This is a genomic window from Neorhizobium populisoli (assembly GCF_019430945.1).
In the GTDB taxonomy this organism is placed as follows: Bacteria; Pseudomonadota; Alphaproteobacteria; order Rhizobiales; family Rhizobiaceae; genus Neorhizobium; species Neorhizobium populisoli.
On sequence record NZ_JAHYCB010000001.1, the window covers coordinates 102,513 to 121,311 of the forward strand.

The 18,799-nt window shown below is 61.0% G+C and carries 17 protein-coding genes; 6 read left to right on the forward strand and 11 right to left on the reverse strand.

Going from position 1 to position 18,799, the window contains the following annotated elements; all coding sequences use genetic code 11:
• Positions 1-45: 45 nt before the first annotated feature.
• The 5 genes from KX729_RS00500 to cckA all read right to left on the reverse strand — a co-directional run bounded on the left by KX729_RS00500 (position 46) and on the right by cckA (position 8,671).
• Entirely contained in the window at positions 46-870 is an 825-nt protein-coding gene (locus KX729_RS00500) for an inositol monophosphatase family protein (protein WP_219740507.1), read from the reverse strand.
• Positions 871-889: 19 nt separating this feature from the next.
• The gene (gene ttcA / locus KX729_RS00505; RefSeq protein WP_219740508.1) at positions 890-1,759 is read right to left on the reverse strand and encodes a tRNA 2-thiocytidine(32) synthetase TtcA; all 870 of its coding nucleotides are present in this window, start codon (positions 1,757-1,759) and stop codon (positions 890-892) included.
• A gap of 70 nt (positions 1,760-1,829) precedes the next feature.
• Positions 1,830-4,484 (reverse strand): alanine--tRNA ligase, encoded by a 2,655-nt coding sequence (gene alaS, locus KX729_RS00510; RefSeq protein ID WP_219740509.1) that lies wholly within the window; start codon positions 4,482-4,484, stop codon positions 1,830-1,832.
• A gap of 241 nt (positions 4,485-4,725) precedes the next feature.
• Positions 4,726-5,811, reverse strand: coding sequence for a recombinase RecA (gene recA, locus KX729_RS00515; protein ID WP_219740510.1), 1,086 nt, complete (start codon positions 5,809-5,811; stop codon positions 4,726-4,728).
• A 244-nt stretch (positions 5,812-6,055) separates the two neighbouring features.
• Positions 6,056-8,671, reverse strand: a complete 2,616-nt coding sequence (cckA, locus tag KX729_RS00520; RefSeq protein WP_219740511.1) for a cell cycle histidine kinase CckA — start codon at positions 8,669-8,671, stop codon at positions 6,056-6,058.
• Between the two features lie 266 nt (positions 8,672-8,937).
• On the opposite strand from cckA, the gene KX729_RS00525 reads away from it, so the two are divergent.
• A complete protein-coding gene (locus KX729_RS00525) occupies positions 8,938-9,975 on the forward strand; it encodes a flagellar biosynthetic protein FliO (protein ID WP_219740512.1) in 1,038 nt (345 codons plus the stop codon).
• A 104-nt stretch (positions 9,976-10,079) separates the two neighbouring features.
• On the opposite strand, the gene dksA is transcribed toward KX729_RS00525, so the two are convergent.
• Positions 10,080-10,499 (reverse strand): RNA polymerase-binding protein DksA, encoded by a 420-nt coding sequence (gene dksA / locus KX729_RS00530; protein ID WP_219740513.1) that lies wholly within the window; start codon positions 10,497-10,499, stop codon positions 10,080-10,082.
• Positions 10,500-10,770: 271 nt separating this feature from the next.
• Here dksA and KX729_RS00535 point away from each other — a divergent pair, with 271 nt between their 5' ends.
• The 4 genes from KX729_RS00535 to KX729_RS00550 all read left to right on the forward strand — a co-directional run bounded on the left by KX729_RS00535 (position 10,771) and on the right by KX729_RS00550 (position 14,597).
• Positions 10,771-11,280 carry a SixA phosphatase family protein gene (locus KX729_RS00535; RefSeq protein WP_219740514.1) on the forward strand — a complete coding sequence of 170 codons (510 nt, stop codon included), beginning with the start codon at positions 10,771-10,773 and terminating at the stop codon, positions 11,278-11,280.
• 92 nt (positions 11,281-11,372) lie between these two features.
• The gene (locus tag KX729_RS00540; protein ID WP_219740515.1) at positions 11,373-12,842 is read left to right on the forward strand and encodes a YcjX family GTP-binding protein; all 1,470 of its coding nucleotides are present in this window, start codon (positions 11,373-11,375) and stop codon (positions 12,840-12,842) included.
• Positions 12,839-13,915, forward strand: coding sequence for a YcjF family protein (locus KX729_RS00545; RefSeq protein WP_219740516.1), 1,077 nt, complete (start codon positions 12,839-12,841; stop codon positions 13,913-13,915). Before KX729_RS00540 ends, KX729_RS00545 begins: the two co-directional genes overlap by 4 nt.
• Positions 13,916-14,018: 103 nt before the next feature.
• Positions 14,019-14,597 carry a hypothetical protein gene (locus tag KX729_RS00550; RefSeq protein ID WP_219740517.1) on the forward strand — a complete coding sequence of 193 codons (579 nt, stop codon included), beginning with the start codon at positions 14,019-14,021 and terminating at the stop codon, positions 14,595-14,597.
• A 62-nt stretch (positions 14,598-14,659) separates the two neighbouring features.
• On the opposite strand, the gene folK is transcribed toward KX729_RS00550, so the two are convergent.
• From folK to folP, 3 genes are read right to left on the reverse strand one after another with little or no spacing between them, the layout of a single operon-like run.
• Entirely contained in the window at positions 14,660-15,163 is a 504-nt protein-coding gene (folK, locus tag KX729_RS00555; RefSeq protein WP_219741174.1) for a 2-amino-4-hydroxy-6-hydroxymethyldihydropteridine diphosphokinase, read from the reverse strand.
• Between the two features lie 7 nt (positions 15,164-15,170).
• Positions 15,171-15,536 carry a dihydroneopterin aldolase gene (gene folB / locus KX729_RS00560; RefSeq protein WP_219740518.1) on the reverse strand — a complete coding sequence of 122 codons (366 nt, stop codon included), beginning with the start codon at positions 15,534-15,536 and terminating at the stop codon, positions 15,171-15,173.
• The gene (gene folP / locus KX729_RS00565) at positions 15,536-16,405 is read right to left on the reverse strand and encodes a dihydropteroate synthase (RefSeq protein ID WP_312990418.1); all 870 of its coding nucleotides are present in this window, start codon (positions 16,403-16,405) and stop codon (positions 15,536-15,538) included. The genes folB and folP overlap by 1 nt, the downstream gene beginning before the upstream one ends.
• 106 nt (positions 16,406-16,511) lie before the next feature.
• Here folP and KX729_RS00570 point away from each other — a divergent pair, with 106 nt between their 5' ends.
• On the forward strand, positions 16,512-17,144 hold the full coding sequence (locus KX729_RS00570) for a DUF922 domain-containing Zn-dependent protease (protein WP_219740519.1): 633 nt from the start codon (positions 16,512-16,514) through the stop codon (positions 17,142-17,144).
• A 443-nt stretch (positions 17,145-17,587) separates the two neighbouring features.
• On the opposite strand, the gene KX729_RS00575 is transcribed toward KX729_RS00570, so the two are convergent.
• Positions 17,588-17,908, reverse strand: a complete 321-nt coding sequence (locus KX729_RS00575) for a 2Fe-2S iron-sulfur cluster-binding protein (RefSeq protein ID WP_219740520.1) — start codon at positions 17,906-17,908, stop codon at positions 17,588-17,590.
• A gap of 224 nt (positions 17,909-18,132) precedes the next feature.
• Positions 18,133-18,501 carry an Hpt domain-containing protein gene (locus KX729_RS00580; RefSeq protein WP_219741176.1) on the reverse strand — a complete coding sequence of 123 codons (369 nt, stop codon included), beginning with the start codon at positions 18,499-18,501 and terminating at the stop codon, positions 18,133-18,135.
• Positions 18,502-18,799 lie beyond the last annotated feature (298 nt).

The following is an 18,799-nucleotide window of genomic DNA, read 5'->3' on the forward strand; positions in this document are numbered from 1 at the left end:
GATCGCTCCGGCCTTTTTGCTATCGGGTTCATCTGCTGGGTTCACTTACGCGGCGATGATTTCGTCGTGCAGGATCTGCCAGCTGTCCTTGTCGGTCGCGACCAGAAGGCCACCTTCGAGGTGATGCGGCAGATAGGCCGAACCGTCGAAACGTGCAGCATATCCGCCGGCTTCCGTCCCGACGAGAACGCCGGCCAGATGATCCCAGGGCATCAGCTTGTTGTAGAGCATGAACTGCACATGGCCGCTCGCAAACGTCCGGTATTCGTGGGCGGCGCAGCGATAATTCGCAAAAAGCCGCACCTTGGCGAGATTGGCAAGAATGCGTTCGCGGGTTTCGCCGAAGAAATAACCGGGTGACGCCATGCCGATCATCGTCTCGATCGGACGCGGGCCGGCAACGCTCAGACGGACTGTTTCGCCATCCGGCCGCTTCAGGAAAGCACCAGAGCCCTTTTCCGCCATCACCCAGTCGTCGCCCATCGGATCGTAGATGATGCCGGCCACCGTTTCGCCCTTCCAGACGACCGAGGCCATGACGCCGAAGGCCGGGATGCCGGACGCGAAATTAAACGTGCCATCAACAGGATCAACGATGATCGCAAAATCGGCATCCGCCAGCTTGCCGAGCAGCGCTGGGTCTGCGGCGACGGATTCCTCGCCGATAAAAAGAGCGCTCGGCGCCAGTGTCTCGATCTCACGGCGGATCAGCCGTTCCGCCTGCTCGTCGGCTTCCGTCACAAGATCAGCAGGTTCGCTTTTGGAGCGGACATCATTGCCGCCGAGCCGGCGGAAGCGCGGCAGGATTTCCTGTTTCGCCGCAAGGCGCAAAAGATCGGCAAGCTTCGTGATATCGAGCGGCAGGGTCATGACTATGTCTCGTGTCGTTTCAGTCGGCGGCGGGACCGGCCGAAAGGCCAGCGAAATCGAAGAGCTTCGGATCGAGCAGGTGCGACGGGTTCACATGTGCAAGCGCGCGCAGCATCGTATCCTTGCGACCCGGCATGCGCGTCTCGATATCGGCCAGCATCTGCTTCATCACATTGCGCTGCAGGCCGTCCTGCGAACCGCAGAGATCGCAGGGAATGATCGGGAACTGCATAGCTGAGGCGAATTTCGCCAGATCGTCCTCGGCGCAATAGGCGAGCGGACGCAGCACCATCATGTTGCCCTCGTCGTTCAACAACTTGGCCGGCATGCCGGCCAGCCGGCCACCATGGAAGAAGTTCATGAAAAAGGTTTCGAGAATGTCTTCGCGGTGATGGCCGAGCACCAGCGCATCACAGCCTTCCTCGCGGGCAAGCCGGTAGAGATTGCCGCGGCGCAGGCGCGAACAGAGCGAACAATAGGTGGCGCCCTGCGGCACCTTTTCCTTCACGATCGAATAGGTATCGCGGTACTCGATGCGGTGCTTGACGCCGATCGAAGCGAGATAATCCGGCAGGATGTGTTTCGGAAAATTCGGCTGGCCCTGGTCGAGGTTGCAGGCGATGAGCTCGACCGGCAGCAGCCCGCGCCACTGCAGGTCGAGCAGGACCGCGAGCAGCGAGTAGGAATCCTTGCCGCCGGACAGGCCGACCAGCCAGCGTTTCTGGTCCTTCAGCATGCCGAAATCGTCGAACGCCTGGCGCACTTGCCTAAGCAGCCGCTTGCGCAGCTTGTTGAACGAGACCGAACTCGGCGCATCGCGAAACAGCGCCGGCACGAGGCCTTCCACGGCCTCATCAAGCTCATCCTCGATCACGGCATTCACGCCCATTCGTTCATCCTCAAGCAGTAGCAGGTCTCAAAAGCAGAGAAGCGGGCCAAAGCCCGCTCCTTTATAATCCTCAGGCACCGAGTGCGGCCGCGACCGCTTCGAGCGCCTCACCGGCCTTGGCACCATCCGGACCGCCGGCCTGGGCCATGTCCGGCCGGCCGCCGCCGCCCTTGCCGCCGAGAACGACCGAGGCGATGCGCACCAGATCGACGGCGCTGAAACGCTCCACCAGATCCGGCGTGACGGCGACCACGGCGCTCGCCTTGCCGTCTTCGGAGACGCCGATCAGCGTCACGACGCCGGAGCCGAGGCTCACCTTTGCTTCGTCCGCCAGGCCTTTCAGGTCCTTGGCGTCGATGCCGGCCAGTGCCTTGCCCATAAACTTGATGCCGGCGATCTCGCGGACATCGTCCGCAGAACCGCCCTGCCCGCCGCCCATGGCGAGCTTGCGCTTGGCATCCGCCAGTTCCTTCTCAAGCTTGCGGCGTTCGTCGAGCAGCGCTTCGACGCGGGCGACGACATCGCCCGGCTGCACTTTCAACGCACCCGCGAGCGTCTTCACGCGCTCGTCCTGTTCGGCGAGATAGGCACGTGCGGCCTCGCCGGTGACTGCTTCGACGCGGCGAACGCCGGCGCCGACGGCGCTTTCTCCCAGTACGCGCACCAGGCCGATATCGCCGGTCGCATTCACATGCGTGCCGCCGCAGAGTTCGATCGAATAAGGCTTGCCGGCCTTTCGGCCTTCGACGCCGGTGCCCATGGCCACGACGCGCACTTCATCGCCGTATTTTTCGCCGAACAGCGCCATGGCGCCCTCGGCAATCGCGTCGTCGACGCTCATCAGGCGGGTGGTGACCGGGGCGTTCTGGAGGATGATGGCATTGGCCATGTCCTCGACTTGTCTCAGCTCCTCCGCCGACATCGGCTTTGGATGCGAAACGTCGAAACGCAGGCGCTCGGGCGCCACCAGCGAGCCCTTCTGGGCCACATGGGTGCCGAGCACCTCGCGCAGCGCTTCATGAAGGAGATGGGTTGCCGAGTGATTGGAGCGGAGGCGAGAACGGCGGGTGTGATCGACCGTCAAGGCAACCGCATCGCCGACCTTCAACATGCCCTCGCCGACCGTGGCGATATGCACGAACAAGCCTTCGCCCTTCTTCTGCGTATCGGAAACATCGAGCTTGGCATTGTCGGTCGAAATGACGCCGGTATCGCCCATCTGGCCGCCGGACTCGCCGTAGAACGGGGTCTGGCTGACGACGATCTGGACCTGCTCGCCGGCCGACGCGCTATCGACAGACTTACCGTCACGGACGATCGCCTGGACGACGCCCTCGGCGATTTCGGTGTCGTAACCGAGGAATTCGGTCGCGCCAAACTTTTCCTTGAGTTCGAACCAAACGGTTTCGGTCGCCTTGTCGCCGGAGCCGGCCCAATGCGAACGGGCTTCGGCCTTCTGGCGCTGCATGGCGTCGGTGAAGCCGGCGATATCCACGCCAATTTCACGGGCGCGCAAGGCGTCCTGCGTCAGGTCGAGCGGGAAGCCATAGGTGTCGTAAAGCTTGAAAGCAGTTTCGCCATCCAGCATGTCGCCCTTATCGAGCGTATTGGTCGCGTCCGAGAGAAGCGAAAGGCCGCGTTCCAGCGTCTTGCGGAAACGGGTTTCCTCAAGCTTCAGCGTCTCCGACGTCAGCGCTTCGGCACGGACGAGTTCCGGATAGGCGCGGCCCATTTCCTGCACCAGCGTCGGCAGCAGCTTGTAGATCAACGGCTCCTTGGCGCCGAGCAGCTGCGCATGGCGCATGGCGCGGCGCATGATGCGGCGAAGCACGTAACCACGGCCTTCGTTCGACGGCAACACGCCGTCAGCAATCAGGAAGGCGGACGAGCGCAGGTGGTCGGCGATGACACGATGGCTGGCGCTACCTTCCGACTTGACCTTCATGACGTCCTCGATCTCGCCGATCAGGGTCTGGAACAGGTCGGTGTCGAAGACGCTCTGCTTGCCCTGCAGGACGCAGGCCATGCGCTCTAGGCCCATGCCGGTATCGATCGACGGGCGCGGCAGCAGCGAACGTTCGCCCGGCGCCGTCTGCTCGAACTGCATGAAAACGAGGTTCCAGAACTCGAGGAAACGATCGCCATCCTCTTCCGGCGAACCCGGAGGACCGCCCCAGACATTCTCACCCTGGTCGATAAAGATTTCCGAGCACGGACCGCAGGGACCAGTATCGCCCATCTGCCAGAAATTGTCGGAGGTCGGGATGCGGATGATCTTGTCGTCGGAGAAACCGGCGATCTTCTTCCAGAGCGTCGCAGCCTCTTCGTCTTCGGAATAGACGGTGACCAGAAGCCGGCTCTTCGGCAGGTCGAAACCTTCCGTCACCAGCTTCCAGGCCAGCTCGATCGCGTTCTCCTTGAAATAATCGCCAAACGAGAAGTTGCCGAGCATTTCGAAGAAGGTGAGATGGCGTGCGGTGTAACCGACATTGTCGAGGTCGTTATGCTTGCCGCCGGCGCGCACGCATTTCTGCGACGTCGTGGCGGTCGAATAGGGACGCTTCTCCAGGCCGGTGAAGACGTTCTTGAACTGCACCATACCCGCATTGGTGAACATCAGCGTCGGATCGTTGCGCGGAACCAGCGGACTGGAGGAGATGACCTCGTGTCCGTTCTTTCGGAAATAGTCGAGGAAGGTCGACCGGATTTCATTCACGCCGCTCATGCTACGCCCTTTTGTGACCCGTTACCGCCGGATGCGGTGCTGTTATTCGAAAACCAAAGGCTTGTATCGTCCACACCCTAAACTGTCCAGACGCCACACCCTCATAGACGGTTTTGCGCAATGCCTGAGAGAAGTTGCAAGAGCTCTTCCCAGACAAAAAGAAACCGGCCGCGCATGGAAAACATGCGCGGCCGGTTCGAAGTAAGCGGCCGAGTGCGGCGGTACCGCTTACATACTGAATTCACATATCGGCGTCGTCGCCGTCATTGGCATCCGGACCGCCATTCTGCAGGAAGCGGTCGGCGATGAGGCCGGCATTCTGGCGGAGCGACGTCTCGATCTCGCGGGCAGTTTCCGGGTTGTCGCGCAGGAAGATCTTGGCGTTCTCGCGGCCCTGGCCGAGACGTTGGCTGTTATAGGAGAACCATGCGCCGGACTTCTCGACGATGCCGGCCTTGACGCCGAGATCGACCAGTTCGCCGGTTTTGGAAACGCCTTCGCCATACATGATGTCGAATTCGACCTGTTTGAAGGGAGGCGCCATCTTGTTCTTGACCACCTTGACGCGGGTCTGGTTGCCGATGACCTCTTCGCGCTCCTTGACCTGGCCGATACGACGGATGTCGAGGCGGACGGAGGCGTAGAACTTCAGCGCGTTACCGCCAGTCGTGGTTTCCGGCGAACCGAACATGACGCCGATCTTCATGCGGATCTGGTTGATGAAGATGACCATGGTCTTCGACTTGGAGATCGAAGCTGTCAGCTTGCGCAGCGCCTGGCTCATCAGGCGTGCCTGAAGACCCGGCAGGCTGTCGCCCATCTCGCCTTCGATTTCGGCGCGCGGGGTCAATGCTGCAACGGAGTCGACGACGAGAACGTCGACTGCGCCGGAGCGGACCAGCGTATCGGTGATTTCAAGCGCCTGCTCGCCGGTGTCCGGCTGAGAGATCAAAAGGTTCTGGAGATCGACACCGAGCTTGCGGGCATAGACCGGGTCAAGCGCGTGTTCAGCGTCGACGAAGGCGCAGATGCCGCCCTTCTTCTGGGCTTCGGCAATCGTCTGCAGCGCCAGCGTCGTCTTGCCCGAGCTTTCCGGACCGTAGATCTCGATGATGCGGCCCTTCGGCAGGCCGCCAATGCCGAGCGCGATATCGAGGCTCAGCGAGCCCGTGGAAACCGTTTCGATCTCGACGACGCTTTCGTTCGCGCCGAGCTTCATGATCGATCCCTTACCGAACGACCGCTCGATCTGCGACAGTGCCGCTTCCAACGCCTTGCTCTTATCCACGCCCTTATCCTCTACCAGCCGCAAGCTATTCTGTGCCATGTTTTCCACCTTTAGGTTATTGCCGCCGCGCAAGCAATGAAGCAGCTGATAAAGGTGATGTACCTATTTTGTTCTCATTTGTCCAGAGCCAATCACCAGATTGATTCAAAATAGGAATTTCGATTCTGTTCTCATCCTGTTCTCACATGTCAGGATATGGAAAATTCGCGAGTAAAAACAAGCAGTAGCATTCCGTCTCATCCGAATCGCAGCGGCAGAAAAAATCGCTGCCAATGCGCGATCCTCACTCCGAATCGAGCGTTTCGCGCACGACCACAGCCAGCTGTTTCAGCGAGAAGGGTTTCGGCAGGAAGCCGAACTTGGCGTCGGCCGGAAGGTTGCGGGCAAACGCATCCTCTGCGTAACCCGAGACGAAGATGAACTTCATGTCCGGATAGGTTTTCCGCAGCTCGGTCAGAAGTGTCGGGCCGTCCATTTCGGGCATGACGACGTCGGAGACGACGATATCCACCTTGCCTTCGAGTTCTTCCAGGATGTCCAGCGCTTCGGCACCGGAGCCTGCCTCGTGCACGGTATAACCACGCGTTTCCAGCATGCGCTTGCCGCCGCGCCGCACGGCTTCCTCGTCTTCGACGAGAAGCACGACGGCCGACTTGCCGGTGAGATCGAGATCCTCGGATGCCGGGGCCGGTGCGGCAACGGGCGTGGCCGGCTGTTGTGCCGCACCGCTTGTCTCCGGCGACTGGGCGGCTTCCTGCGTCACGACCGGGACTTCCGGCACATGACGCGGCAAGAACATGCGGAAGCTCGTGCCTCGGCCGACTTCCGATTCGGGATAGATATAACCGCCTGACTGCTTGACGATGCCATAGACCATCGACAGTCCGAGACCGGTGCCCTTGCCGACTTCCTTGGTGGTGAAGAAGGGCTCGAAGATCTTGTCCATGATTTCCGGCGGAATGCCCGTACCGGTATCGGACACTTCGACCATAACGAAATCTTCAGCCGGCAGATCGGCCTGATGGAAGCTCGAGGCCTCTTCGGAAGAGACGTTGCGGGTCTTGATCAGGATCGTGCCGCCCTGGGGCATGGCATCGCGGGCGTTGACGCAGAGATTGATCAGCACCTGCTCGAACTGCGACAGGTCGGTGCGCACAGCCCAGAGATCGCGGCCGTAATCGACTTCCAGCTTGACGTTGCTGCCGGAAATCAGCCGGTCGACCAGCATGCGCAGGTCGCCCACCACGTCGGTGAGATTCAGCACCGTCGGACGCATCGTCTGCTTGCGCGAGAATGCCAGCAGCTGGCGCACCAGCACGGCGGCGCGGTTGGCGTTTCGCTTGATCTCCATCAGGTCCGCGAAGCTTGCATCCGAAGGCCGGGCCTGCAGCAGCAGATGATCGGAGGAAAGCAGAATGGCGGTGAGCACATTGTTGAAGTCGTGCGCGATGCCACCCGCCAGCGTGCCGACGGCATTCAGCTTCTGGGTCTGCGCCATCTGGGTTTCGAGCGCCTTCTGCTCGGTCGTTTCTACGGCATAAAGGATCGCCGCCTCTTCCGGCGCCTCGTCGCTCTCGTCGATGACGGCGTTCACGTAGAAACGCACATAGCGGTTTTCGTCGCCCGGATGGCGCGAATCGATCGGCGCGATATCGCCCTGGCGGTCCTTGGCGGCGGAGAGCGCCTGGATCAGCTGCTGGCGGGTATTTTCATGGACGATACGGTCGAGTTCGACCCCGGCATCCACATCGTCGCGCGATACGACGCCGGCGAACAGCTTCAGGAATGGCGCGTTGATGCGCAGAATCTTGCCGGCGCCATCGACCGAGGCGATCGCCATCGGCGTATTGTTGAAGAACCGGGTAAAGCGCATGGCGGAAGCGGACTGATCGCCCTCGCCGCCCTTCGGCCGCGTCAGAACGATGGTGCGGCTTTCCCCCGGCGCGCCGTCGCGTGCGGTGCTGACATTATGCACCAGACGCACCGGCAAGCTCTGGCCGTTGGCGCGGCGTAGGTCGAGATCGAGCGTTTCGGTACGCTTCAGGCCGGGGGCTGCCTGCACGGACTGGATCAGCGCCATGCCCTCGCCGGCCACGAGGTCGGAAATGTTCATGGAGCGCGGCTGGAATTTGGTGAGATCAATGCCGAGCCATTCAGCGAGCGTCGCGTTCAGATAGAAGATTTCGCCCTTGCGGCCGGCGGAGAAGAAGCCGGCCGGCGCGTGGTCGAGATAATCGATGGCATTCTGCAGTTCGCGGAAGAAGCGTTCCTGATCATCGCGCTCGGAGGTGATGTCGGTAATCTGCCAGATATCGAGCTGGTTGCGGCCGGCGGCGCCGAGAAGCCGCGCTTTCAGTCGGTACCAGTGGGCGCCGGAACCGTTGCCGGTCGAACGGCCGAGCGGCTGCATCAGCCGGAATTCCTCGTGGCCTTCGCGCCCTTCCCTGAGCGCTGTCGTCAGGCGATAGAGCGCTTCGGTCGATTCGCGCGTCTTGGCGAGCAAAGCCTCCAGCGATTGCACATTGCTGGCGCTGGTCGCTCCGGTCATGCGGCCATAGGCGGCATTGGCATAAAGAATGCGACCTTTGGGATCGGTGATCAGGATGCCGTCCGGATGGTTGGCGAGGAAACCGCGCGCCAGGTCGTCGGAACGCGATTGCGGCATTACCTCGACAATGCCGATGATCGACGACACCAGGAAAAAGATGCCGACCATGGCGAGGATGCCCAGCAGGCCGAGCACGACTTCATTATCGAGAGCTTGCTGGAAAAATACGAAACCCGCGGCCACGCCGCACAACACGAGCGCCAGAAGGACGAGCCGGATGATGGTGCCGCCGCGCGCGCCGCGCTCCACCAGGGGCGCCTCGTAGTTGCCGCTCTGCTGCAACTTCGTCATCAATTCCTCGCATTTCGGCCGATGCCGCGGCCATGGACATGTGCGGCAAGAATCCCGCGATTCTTTCTTAGCAAGTTGCTGGTGAAGCAAAAAGCTCCGCAAGGCCACAAAACCCGGGACAGTTTCAAAGACTGACCTATCTTTGACATTTCAGCATCGTTTAAGGATGGTCCGCCGTCTTTAAACGATGGAGGCAAGCTCGCCGCTTGCCTCCATGGCCAAAAAATCGTCTGTTACGGCGCGTTCATCTCAAGGAGTGGTGAGATATGTTGGAAGAAATGATGAACGCCTATGGCAGCCGTCTCCTGATTGCCGTCGTCGGCGTCGGGATTGCGTTCGTGCTTCTCATCATCGCTTTCAAGCTGATGCGCGGCCGGGCCGGCCCCTCGCCGTTCATCCGCGGTGGCAAGAACCGTCAGCCTCGCCTGCAGGTTCTCGATGCCGCCGCCATCGATACCCGCCGGCGCCTGGTTCTCGTCCGCCGCGACAATGTCGAACATCTGATCATGATCGGCGGCCCGACGGATATCGTCGTCGAAAGCGGCATCTCGACATCGGCTCCCTCAAGGGAAGCCGTTCCGCAGAATTTCGCACCACGTCCCCAACCGGTCGAGCCGCAGCCGGCCGTATCCGCGTTCGACATCGAGCCGCGTCAGCAGCCGGCGATCGAAACCCGTCCCGCGCCTCCGCAGCGTGCCTCGCTGGCTGCTCCGGTTGTCGAGCCGCGCGTGGAACCGCCTCGCGAGACCGCGCTTGCTCCCGAGCCGGCCAGGACTGTACGGCCGGCAACCAATCCCGTAGCGCCGAAACCGGCTCCCGCACCCGCTGTGGCCGCCAATACCGCCGTCGAAACGCCCGTAGCGGCTCCTAAGGCCGAGCCGCAGCCGCGACCGGCTCCGGAAGTGCGTATCGAACCGCTGAGGCCGATCGCGGCTCTCGCGGCCGCCAACGCCGCCCAATCGCCAACCAATGCCGCGGATGCCGTGTTCGAAGCGGCCCGCGACCGGGTCTTCCAGCCAGCGCCCGAACCCCGCCTGATCGTGCCTGCAAACGCCCCCATGCCGCCAGCGGTAAAGGCCGCCGCTGAAAACCCGCAACAGCTCGGCAATGATTTCGAACGTATCCTCGAGCAGGAAATGGCGAGCAATCTCGCTGCGCGGGAAGCCGCCGCCGCACAACAGAACCGTCAGGCGCCCGCGCGCGATCCAGCTGCTCCCAAGGTCACCGGCGTCACGACGGAGCCGACATTGCAGAACGAAGTTGCACGTATCTTCGGGGAAATGTCCGTGACGCGCGACAAATAAGGCGCCGCCGGATCTCAGTCCGGCACCTTGTTCCACCTGCGGCCGGCAATAAAAAAGGCACGGGAAACCGTGCCTTGAATTCGTTTTTCCGTTGAAACCGGAAATTATTCGTCCCGATAGACCTTTTCCCGACGCTCGTGACGCTCCTGCGCCTCGATGGACAGGGTTGCAATCGGGCGGGCATCAAGCCGCTTCAGACCGATCGGCTCGCCGGTTTCCTCGCAATAACCGTAGGTGCCATCGTCTATCCGCTGAAGCGCGGCGTCGATCTTGGAGATCAGCTTGCGCTGACGGTCGCGGGCGCGGAGTTCGATGGCTCGGTCGGTTTCGGAGGAGGCCCGGTCAGCGAGATCGGGATGGTTTGCGCTTTCTTCTGCCAGGTGATCCAGCGTTTCGCGCGCTTCTCTCAGGATGTCATTTTTCCAGGCAATCAGTTTGGCCCGGAAATACGCCTTTTGATTTGCATTCATGAACTCGTCGTTTTCCGAGAGCACATAATTGCCAAGATCGATCTTCTCACTCAACGCGATTCTCCTGAAGAACATCTCATGCGGCGCCTCTATATCCTTTCCGACAAGCCGCTTCAAGTCTCTGGGCCTAGCATTAAGGCATTTTTAAAACTGTCATAAAAATCGGCTAAACGGCTATTTTTTAAGCTTTTATTTCATTGCAGCCTTTTCGGTGGCCCGCAACTTCTGTGCATGGTTGGAATACTTCGAAACAGCCAAGGCAGTTGACGAGCATCGGCTTCAAAGGCTACCCATCCTGTGGTTCTCCAAGATTACGGTGCCGGGCATGACGACGATTACTCCTCCTCCATCCCGCATCTACCTGCTGCGCCACGCCAAATCCGGCTGGGCGCAACCGGGGCAGCACGACTTCGACCGCGAGCTGGATAACCAGGGGTTTGCCGAGGCGGAGCTGGTCGCCGACAAGGCTGCGGATCGCAATTATATCCCGGACGTCGTGATCAGTTCGACCGCCCTGCGCTGCCGGCAGACTGCCGAGGCGGTGCGCCGGGCAATGGATGAAGAGCTCGAACTCACATTCGTCGACGAACTTTATAACGGCTCGCTCGGCATCTATCTGGCGCTGCTCGATGCGCAGAAGGCCAATCGTTCCGTCATGCTGATCGGTCACAATCCGACGATGGAAGAATTGCTGGAGGCCTTGATCGGCGCAGACGCCATGGTTGCTGCCATTCCCGGCGGTTATCCGGCAGCGGGCCTTGCGGTGCTCGATTATCGCGGTCTTATCGCCGGCTCCAGTGCCGCCTGGGTGCTGACCGATTTCATCACCGCCTGATCGTCGCAGAGAAATGGCCGACGCCTTTGCGACGGCGCGGACGCTCCCTATATTCCCTATCTAATGGGAAACACTGGATCCGGAACGACGCTTTGCCGCCTTCGCTTACCAGCTTTACCGACGACGCACTGATCGCGCTCGACAATCTTGCCGACCGGGCGAACGGTCTCGTCAATCCGACGATCCGGCTGGGTGTGACCGGCCTTTCCCGCGCCGGCAAGACCGTGTTCATCTCGTCGCTCGTCCATAATCTCCTGAATGGCGGGCGGCTGCCGCTTTTCGAGCCCGTGCGTTCCGGCCGCGTTTCGGCCATTCGCCTCGAGCCGCAGCCGGATGATGCCATTCCCCGTTTCCAATACGAGGATCATATCCAGGCGCTGGTGCGCGATCGCATCTGGCCCGATTCGACGCGCGCAATTTCCGAACTGCGCATTACCCTCGATTATCAGAGCGCCAGCGGCTGGAACCGGATGTTTTCGCGCGGTCGTCTGTCGATCGACATCGTCGATTATCCCGGCGAATGGCTGCTCGACCTGCCGCTTCTGGCGCAGGATTTCCAGACCTTCAGCGAACGCACGGTGGCTTTGGCGAAAACCGGAATCCGCGCGGAATTGTCGGAGGAATGGCTGGCGCTGGCATCGAGCCTGGATATGGATGCGCCGGCCGACGAAATGACGGCGCGCCGCCTTTCCGAAGCCTTTGCCGCTTATCTCAAGGCCTGCAAGGCGGATGAGCGCTCGCTTTCGACACTGCCGCCCGGCCGTTTCCTGATGCCCGGCGATCTTGAGGGCTCACCGGCGCTGACATTTTCGCCGCTGCCGGCAATACCGGCCGCCACCGCGGCCAAGGGCTCACTCCGGGCGATGATGGAGCGACGATACGAAGCCTACAAGAACGTCGTCGTCAAACCCTTCTTCCGTGAACATTTCGCCCGGCTCGACCGGCAGATCGTGCTGATCGACGCGCTGCAGGCGATCAATCGCGGCCCGGAGGCGGTGCAGGATCTGGAACGGGCGCTGACCGATGTGCTGGCCTGTTTCCGCCCCGGGCACAACAGCTTCTTCTCTTCGCTGATCGGCCGGAGAATCGACAAGGTTCTGGTCGCAGCCACCAAAGCCGATCATCTGCATCACGAGAGCCATGATCGGCTGGAAAAGCTGACCGGCCGGCTGGTCGACCGGGCGATCGAACGGATCGGCATGGCCGGCGCCGGCATCGAGGTCATGGCGATCGCCTCGGTCCGCGCGACCCGCGAAGCCACGGTGAAAGAAAACGGCCATCTACTTCCGGTCATCGTCGGCACGCCGATGGCAGGCGAGACGATCAACGGCGAGAAATTCGACGGCGCCAAGAAAACTGCGATATTTCCCGGTGACTTGCCGGAAGATCCTGAAGCACTTTTTCAACAGATCGATCAACCGGGCGGCGAGCTTCCGGAAATCAACGTCGTCCGTTTTCGTCCGCCTGCGCTGGAAGTCGAAAATGGCGGCGTAAAGCTCTCGGTACCGCATATCCGGCTTGACCGGGCCATGCAGTTCCTGTTCGGAGACCGTCTCGCATGAAGCCGCCCGAAACCTCCGGGGCCAAGCGTCGGCCCGCCTCCTTTTCCGTGGCAGACGATCCGGCTCCAAAGGCCACAACGACATTGCCGGCACGCAGGAGCCCACGCAGTTTCGCAGACGGCATCGTGGTGACGCCGGATGAAGACGATCCGTTCGTGACGCCGCCGGAGCTTTCGACCGAGGCAATCCCAATCGCCGCGCCCCGGTCGAGAAGGAAGTTCTCCTTTCTCAATCTCGCGGCGGGTGCGTTCGGCACATTCCTGTCGCTTGCCTTCGGGCTTTGGGCCGACAGCGTCGTCCGGGATCTCTTCTCCCGTGCCGACTGGCTGGGATATGCGGCGCTGACCGCACTTGCCGTCGGCCTGCTGGCGGTCGCCGTCATCGTCGGGCGGGAAATCTTCGGCATGATGCGACTTGCCGCGGTGCAGACGCTGAAGGCCGAGGCGGAAGAGGCTCTGGCGACCCCTCGCCCGGCAGCTGCGCGAACGGTGGTCTCCAAGCTCACGCGGCTTCTTTCGCATCGTGCCGAAACTGCCAAGGGTCGCGCGGCGCTGGACGCCACGAAGGACGAAATCATCGACGGCCCACAGCTGCTGGAGCTTGCCGAGCGGGAGTTGCTTTCGCCGCTCGACCGCAAAGCGCGCGGGCTGATTCTCGGCGCCTCCAAACGCGTCTCGGTGGTCACGGCCGTCAGTCCCCGGGCGATCGTCGATCTCGCCTATGTGCTGTTCGAGGTCTCGAAGCTGATCCGCGCCATGGCCGATCTTTACGGCGGCCGCCCCGGGACGCTCGGCCTGCTCAGGCTGATGCGCGACGTAGTGGCTCATCTTGCGGTGACGGGCTCGATTGCGGTCGGTGACGGGCTCGCCCAGCAGGTCTTGGGCCATGGCCTGGCTTCGAAACTTTCCAAGCGACTCGGCGAAGGTGTCATCAACGGGTTGCTGACGGCACGTATCGGTATCGCAGCCATGGATCTTTGCCGCCCGCTACCCTTCAAGGCAGTCAAACGGCCGGGAATCGGGGATTTTCTCGGTGACATCGCCTCCTTCGGAGAGCGCGAAGACAAGCAGTAACCTATTCCCTGGCGGTTGAATTCCGGCTATTGAAACCGCTCATTAACCATTCCCGATTAAATTGCGGGATGTCTAAAGTTGCTGCCTGCCTAAGGGAAAGTACATGTATTCGCGCTTCTTTTCGCTTCTCGGCGGGCTCACCGTCACCACTCTCGCCGCCACGTCGGCGATGGCGCCGCAAGCCGAAGCCGCCCCGCGCGACAAGGCTTTCTTCCAGCAGGTTGCCGGTGTCTGGAAGGGTCCGGGCGAAATCGTCAACGGAAAATACAAGGGCACCAAGTTCAACTGCAACATCACCGGTTCGGCGTCGCCGGACGGCAATGTCGGCATGAAGCTTGACGGCACCTGCCGCGTCGGCGTTTTCCAGCAGCCGATGTCGGCCATCATCACCCAGAGCGGACGCGGTTATACCGGCAAGTTCCTCGACGGCGCCGAAGGCAAGGGCCTCGACATCGTGTCCGGTTCGGTCAATGGCGACAAGGTCGTCATGGGCATCAATCGCAACCAGCTGAACGGCGCGATGGTCGCAAGCGTCCGTGGCGAAAACAAGCTCAACATCACCATTTCGGTGAAGGTCGAGGACCAGATGGTTCCGGTTATCGGGCTAACGCTCGACCGCGACATGGATTCGATCGCCGTCGGTTCGATCAAGTCCGTCGAAGCGACACCGGACAACAACTGATCGTCTTCTTCTGTATCAAAAGTTCAGGGCGCCGGCATTCTGCATAAGGAATGCCGGCGTTTTCAGTTTTTCCGCCACCACCGCATGTCTTCGTCGGCCACCTTGATGCCAGCTGTGTCTGAATCCTTCAGCCAATCGCGGACGGGCCTGCCCCTTACCTGCATATCCGGCGCGATGTCCGAAAGCGGCATCATCACGAAGCCGCGTTCCGTCATGCGCGGATGCGGGATTTCGAGCTTGTCCGTCACCTGCTTCAACGCACCGTAGACCAGGATATCGATATCGATCGTCCGCGGCCCCCAGCGCTCGATCCGCACGCGCTTCATGCCGCGTTCGATCGACAGGCACACGTCGAGCAGCTCCTCAGGCGGGAGCGAAGTCTCCACAAGCGCACAACAGTTGAAGAAATCCGCCTGATCGGTCTTGCCCCATGGCGGTGTCGAATAAAGTTTCGATACGGCTACGACGCGACAGTCATAGCGAAGATCGAGCTGCCGGAGCGCTTCGGCCATGGCCGAGCGCGGATCGCCGATATTACCGCCCAGCCCTAGGGCGGCAATCTCCATCGGCCGTTCAGGCGACATGCTCAATGCGAACCTCCGCATAATCCAGAATGCCGGGGATCGGAACGCTTGGCTTGCGCACCACGATTTCCGTCCGGCGGATTTGCGGCGACCAGGCGCAGAGCGCCTTGGCAATGTCCTTAGCAAGCGTCTCGATGAGGTTGCGGCGATTCTGTGTCACGACCTTTTCGACGATCTCATAGGCAATCCCATAATGAACCGTGCTTTCGACGCTGTCATTCTCCAAGGCATCGTCAGCCTCGACATGCATCACGACATCCACGAAAAAGCGCTGGCCGAGAGTCACCTCCGCGTCGAAGGCGCCGTGGCGCGCAAAAAAGGCGCAGTTTTTCAAAGTGATCGTATAGGTACCCATCAGATATCCTCGTTTCGTGCGGCCTGGTTTGCCGCCGCCAGAACCGCATCGGCAATCTTTAGCGCGTCCCGGTTGGGCGCGACATTGTGGACCCGAAAGATCGCAGCCCCGGCCATGCGCAGGATCGCCGTGGTGGCCGCCGTGCCGACATCCCGCTCATCCGGCTTTTCACGCCCGGTGACGCCGCCGATGAAGCGCTTGCGCGACGTTCCGGCAAGCAGCGGAAAACCGAGCTGGTGCAATTCCGAAAACCGCGCCATCAGAACGAGATCGTCATCGCGGTCCTTGGCGAAACCGAAACCCGGATCGAGCACGATCGCCTCGTCCGGAATGCCGGCCGCCCGGGCGATTTCCAGCGATCGATCAAGGAAGAGCCGCTGGTCCTCGATATGATCCGCCTGTTTTTCCCGTCCGCGCCCGGTATGCATGATGCAGACGCCCGCGCCTGTCCTTGCCGCGACGGTGGCTATCTCCGGCTCGCGCTGCAGGCCATGCACGTCGTTGATGATATGGGCTCCGGCCGCCATCGCCAGCCGCGCGGTTTCGGCACGATAGGTATCGATGGAGATCAGCGCGTCCGTTTCACCGGCCAGTCTTTCGATGACGGGCAGGACGCGATCCTGTTCTTCCGCGGCCGTGACTTCGGCCGCGCCGGGCCTGGTGGATTCACCGCCGATATCGAGGATCACGGCACCCTCTTCGACGCAGGCGAGAGCCTGCGCGACGGCTGATTCGACGGTCGCATGCCGTCCGCCATCGGAAAACGAGTCCGGCGTGACATTGATGATCGCCATCAGGTGGCCGGTTGCGCCGAGTTCCAGGCTGCGACTGCCGGCCAGCAGCCAACGGCTGTTGCGCGGAAATGTCACCGGCGGTGCATCTTTCGAAGGGTAACGCAAAATTTGATGCCTTTGTGTTGCGCTCCGGCTGGCTATGCCCCAAGGTCCCCATAAGTTCAACGTCGCAGGCCATAGAATGTTTTCAACGCGCAGGATCCGCCGGTGTTTCGGTGCATTTCTTCTTGTCTGCGCGATCCCTGCGACGGCCCCGGTGCCGGCAATGGCCGAACCTGCCGTAAACAAGACCTATTCCTATTTCCGCATCGGCGGACGCACAGCCGAGGATCTGGACCGGGAACTGGAAAAACGCGGGCCGATTACCCACGCTACCGGCCACCGGCATCCCGGCGCTACCGAGATCAAGTTCGGCGGCGACGTGACCTATGTCGAAAAAGGCGGCCAGTGCACCGTCGGCGGCACCCGCGTCACCTTGCGCACCCGGATCATGCTGCCCCGCTGGAGCAATCGCGGCAAGGCAAGCTCGGATCTCGGTTTCATCTGGGACACGCTTTCGGCCGATATCAAACGGCATGAAGAGCGCCATGCGGAAATCGCCCGCAACCATGCCCGTCAGCTCGAGCGGACGTTGGAAGCCCTGCGTCCCGCCAGAACTTGCGATGCGCTGGAGAAAGACGTCGCGGAGACGACCCGCCGGCTGCTCGAAGACCACGACGCAGAACAGCTGCGATTCGATCAGGTGGAGGCGGCCAATTTCGACGCCCGGATGTCGCGCCTTTTGCAATACAATATGGAACGGAAGCGCAAATAAGCGCTTTGGGACCGTGAATCAGCGTTCCAACCACCGTCAGGCTTTTGCGAAGCTTGCGGGCCACCCGGTGAATGACGGGTGATTTATGGTGATGGTCTAAAATACGATTCTCGGATACAACCTAAGACATAGCTTACCAAGGTGGCGCATCGGAAACCGAAGCAGACCAACCGGTTAAGCACAGAGATCAGCGTGTATTCCGGTCCTTGCGACCGATGTGTCGCACGCAAGTTGTTTCAGGTGTTCCTGAGTTAGTTTCCCAGGTCTGGTACCCAGTTCGCTTCAGTTCCCAGTTCTCCTGGCGCGTCTTCTAAGCCGTAAGCGTTTTCCTCCCTCGCTTGCCGGTGATGCGCCCGCCTTGCCTCGCTTGACGCTTTCGCGCAGCGAGGCTTTTTTTTGCCCGGATTTTGGAAAACGTCCTAGCCTTCGGAAGCAGGCTTCAATCAGGCCTGGCGCTCGGGCACGTTAACGACGAGCCCGTCAAGATCCGGCTTGATCTTGATCTGACAGGAAAGGCGCGACGTCGGCTTCACCTCGAAGGCGAAGTCGAGCATGTCTTCTTCCATCGGCGCCGGCGGGCCGACCTTTTCGGTCCAAGCCTCGTCGACATAGACGTGACAGGTGGCGCAGGCGCAGGCGCCGCCGCATTCGGCCTCGATGCCCGGCACGGAATTGCGAACGGCGTTCTCCATCACCGTAGAGCCCGGCTCGACCTCAAGGTCGAAGCGCGTTCCGTCGAAGGCAACGATGGTCAGTTTCGTCATGATGTGGAAATCCGGAATGTTGAAGGGTCAAGGCACACTATTTAAGCGCGCTGTCTTCCAATAAAAGCCCGGTCCAGTCAACATTTCGAGGCGCCGCAGGCTGCTCCAGAGGCGCCTTCGACCGAAAACGAATGCGCTGAGCCGTTCTGCTTATCCTCGAACAGCAAAGCGGCTCCACGTCCCGGCAGACATGAAACCGCTATGTGCCTTCGATGGAAGAGCCGTTAACGGCACAGCTTGTTGATGAAGTTTTCCGCTTCGATAACGGCTGCGCCGACCACAGCCTTGGCCGCAGCATCGCCGCCATCGGCTTCGAGCTTCTCGGCAGCCGAGGAAACCTTGAAGGCGCCGACGGCGCTTGCAGCCCCCTTCAGGCGGTGGGCGACGGCTACGGTCGTTGCGGCATCCATGCCGGTCATGTCCTGCAGCGCGCGGCGAGCCTGGCGGGCAAACATCTGCAGCACTTCGACTTCGAGGCTCTTGTCACCCATGGTCTGATGCGCAAGATGAACCAGATCGATCGGACGGGATTGAGATGGGCAAACGCCCCGCGTCGTCTCAGGGGCTTCGAACGCAATACTGACGGCTGCCATTGCCATTGACCTGTTTTCCCTATTGTTGTTTCTGGGCTTGTTGTCTGTTGTCCCGAATTGTGCAGGACGACGGCAGCTATCCCGTTAAATTCCGGCACAAACGGGGCCTGAATCTTCCCATATGGTTAATTTCTGCTAAGGTCCCGGGATTTTAGGACTTTTGCACATTCTTATGGTTTAAATCCTGTTAACAACGTTTGGCACCTTCTGTTGCTGACCGGCCTTTTAATTGTGCCGAGTCACCGGATGTGCCACTACAATACGACTAAGGTGGCGGGAAGAATCTCCCGTTAACCGC

Excerpts from the sequence above, each read along its gene's own strand:
- KX729_RS00570 (WP_219740519.1), top strand. The coding sequence starts at position 16,512 with ATGTTTTCAACGCGCAGGATCCGCCGGTGTTTCGGTGCATTTCTTCTT.
- recA (WP_219740510.1), bottom strand. The coding sequence starts at position 5,811 with ATGGCACAGAATAGCTTGCGGCTGGTAGAGGATAAGGGCGTGGATAAG.
- ttcA (WP_219740508.1), bottom strand. The coding sequence starts at position 1,759 with ATGGGCGTGAATGCCGTGATCGAGGATGAGCTTGATGAGGCCGTGGAA.
- cckA (WP_219740511.1), bottom strand. The coding sequence starts at position 8,671 with ATGACGAAGTTGCAGCAGAGCGGCAACTACGAGGCGCCCCTGGTGGAG.
- alaS (WP_219740509.1), bottom strand. The coding sequence starts at position 4,484 with ATGAGCGGCGTGAATGAAATCCGGTCGACCTTCCTCGACTATTTCCGA.
- folK (WP_219741174.1), bottom strand. The coding sequence starts at position 15,163 with ATGGAGATTGCCGCCCTAGGGCTGGGCGGTAATATCGGCGATCCGCGC.
- KX729_RS00545 (WP_219740516.1), top strand. The coding sequence starts at position 12,839 with ATGAAGCCGCCCGAAACCTCCGGGGCCAAGCGTCGGCCCGCCTCCTTT.
- KX729_RS00500 (WP_219740507.1), bottom strand. The coding sequence starts at position 870 with ATGACCCTGCCGCTCGATATCACGAAGCTTGCCGATCTTTTGCGCCTT.
- folB (WP_219740518.1), bottom strand. The coding sequence starts at position 15,536 with ATGGGTACCTATACGATCACTTTGAAAAACTGCGCCTTTTTTGCGCGC.
- KX729_RS00550 (WP_219740517.1), top strand. The coding sequence starts at position 14,019 with ATGTATTCGCGCTTCTTTTCGCTTCTCGGCGGGCTCACCGTCACCACT.
- KX729_RS00580 (WP_219741176.1), bottom strand. The coding sequence starts at position 18,501 with ATGGCAGCCGTCAGTATTGCGTTCGAAGCCCCTGAGACGACGCGGGGC.
- KX729_RS00525 (WP_219740512.1), top strand. The coding sequence starts at position 8,938 with ATGTTGGAAGAAATGATGAACGCCTATGGCAGCCGTCTCCTGATTGCC.
- KX729_RS00575 (WP_219740520.1), bottom strand. The coding sequence starts at position 17,908 with ATGACGAAACTGACCATCGTTGCCTTCGACGGAACGCGCTTCGACCTT.
- KX729_RS00535 (WP_219740514.1), top strand. The coding sequence starts at position 10,771 with ATGACGACGATTACTCCTCCTCCATCCCGCATCTACCTGCTGCGCCAC.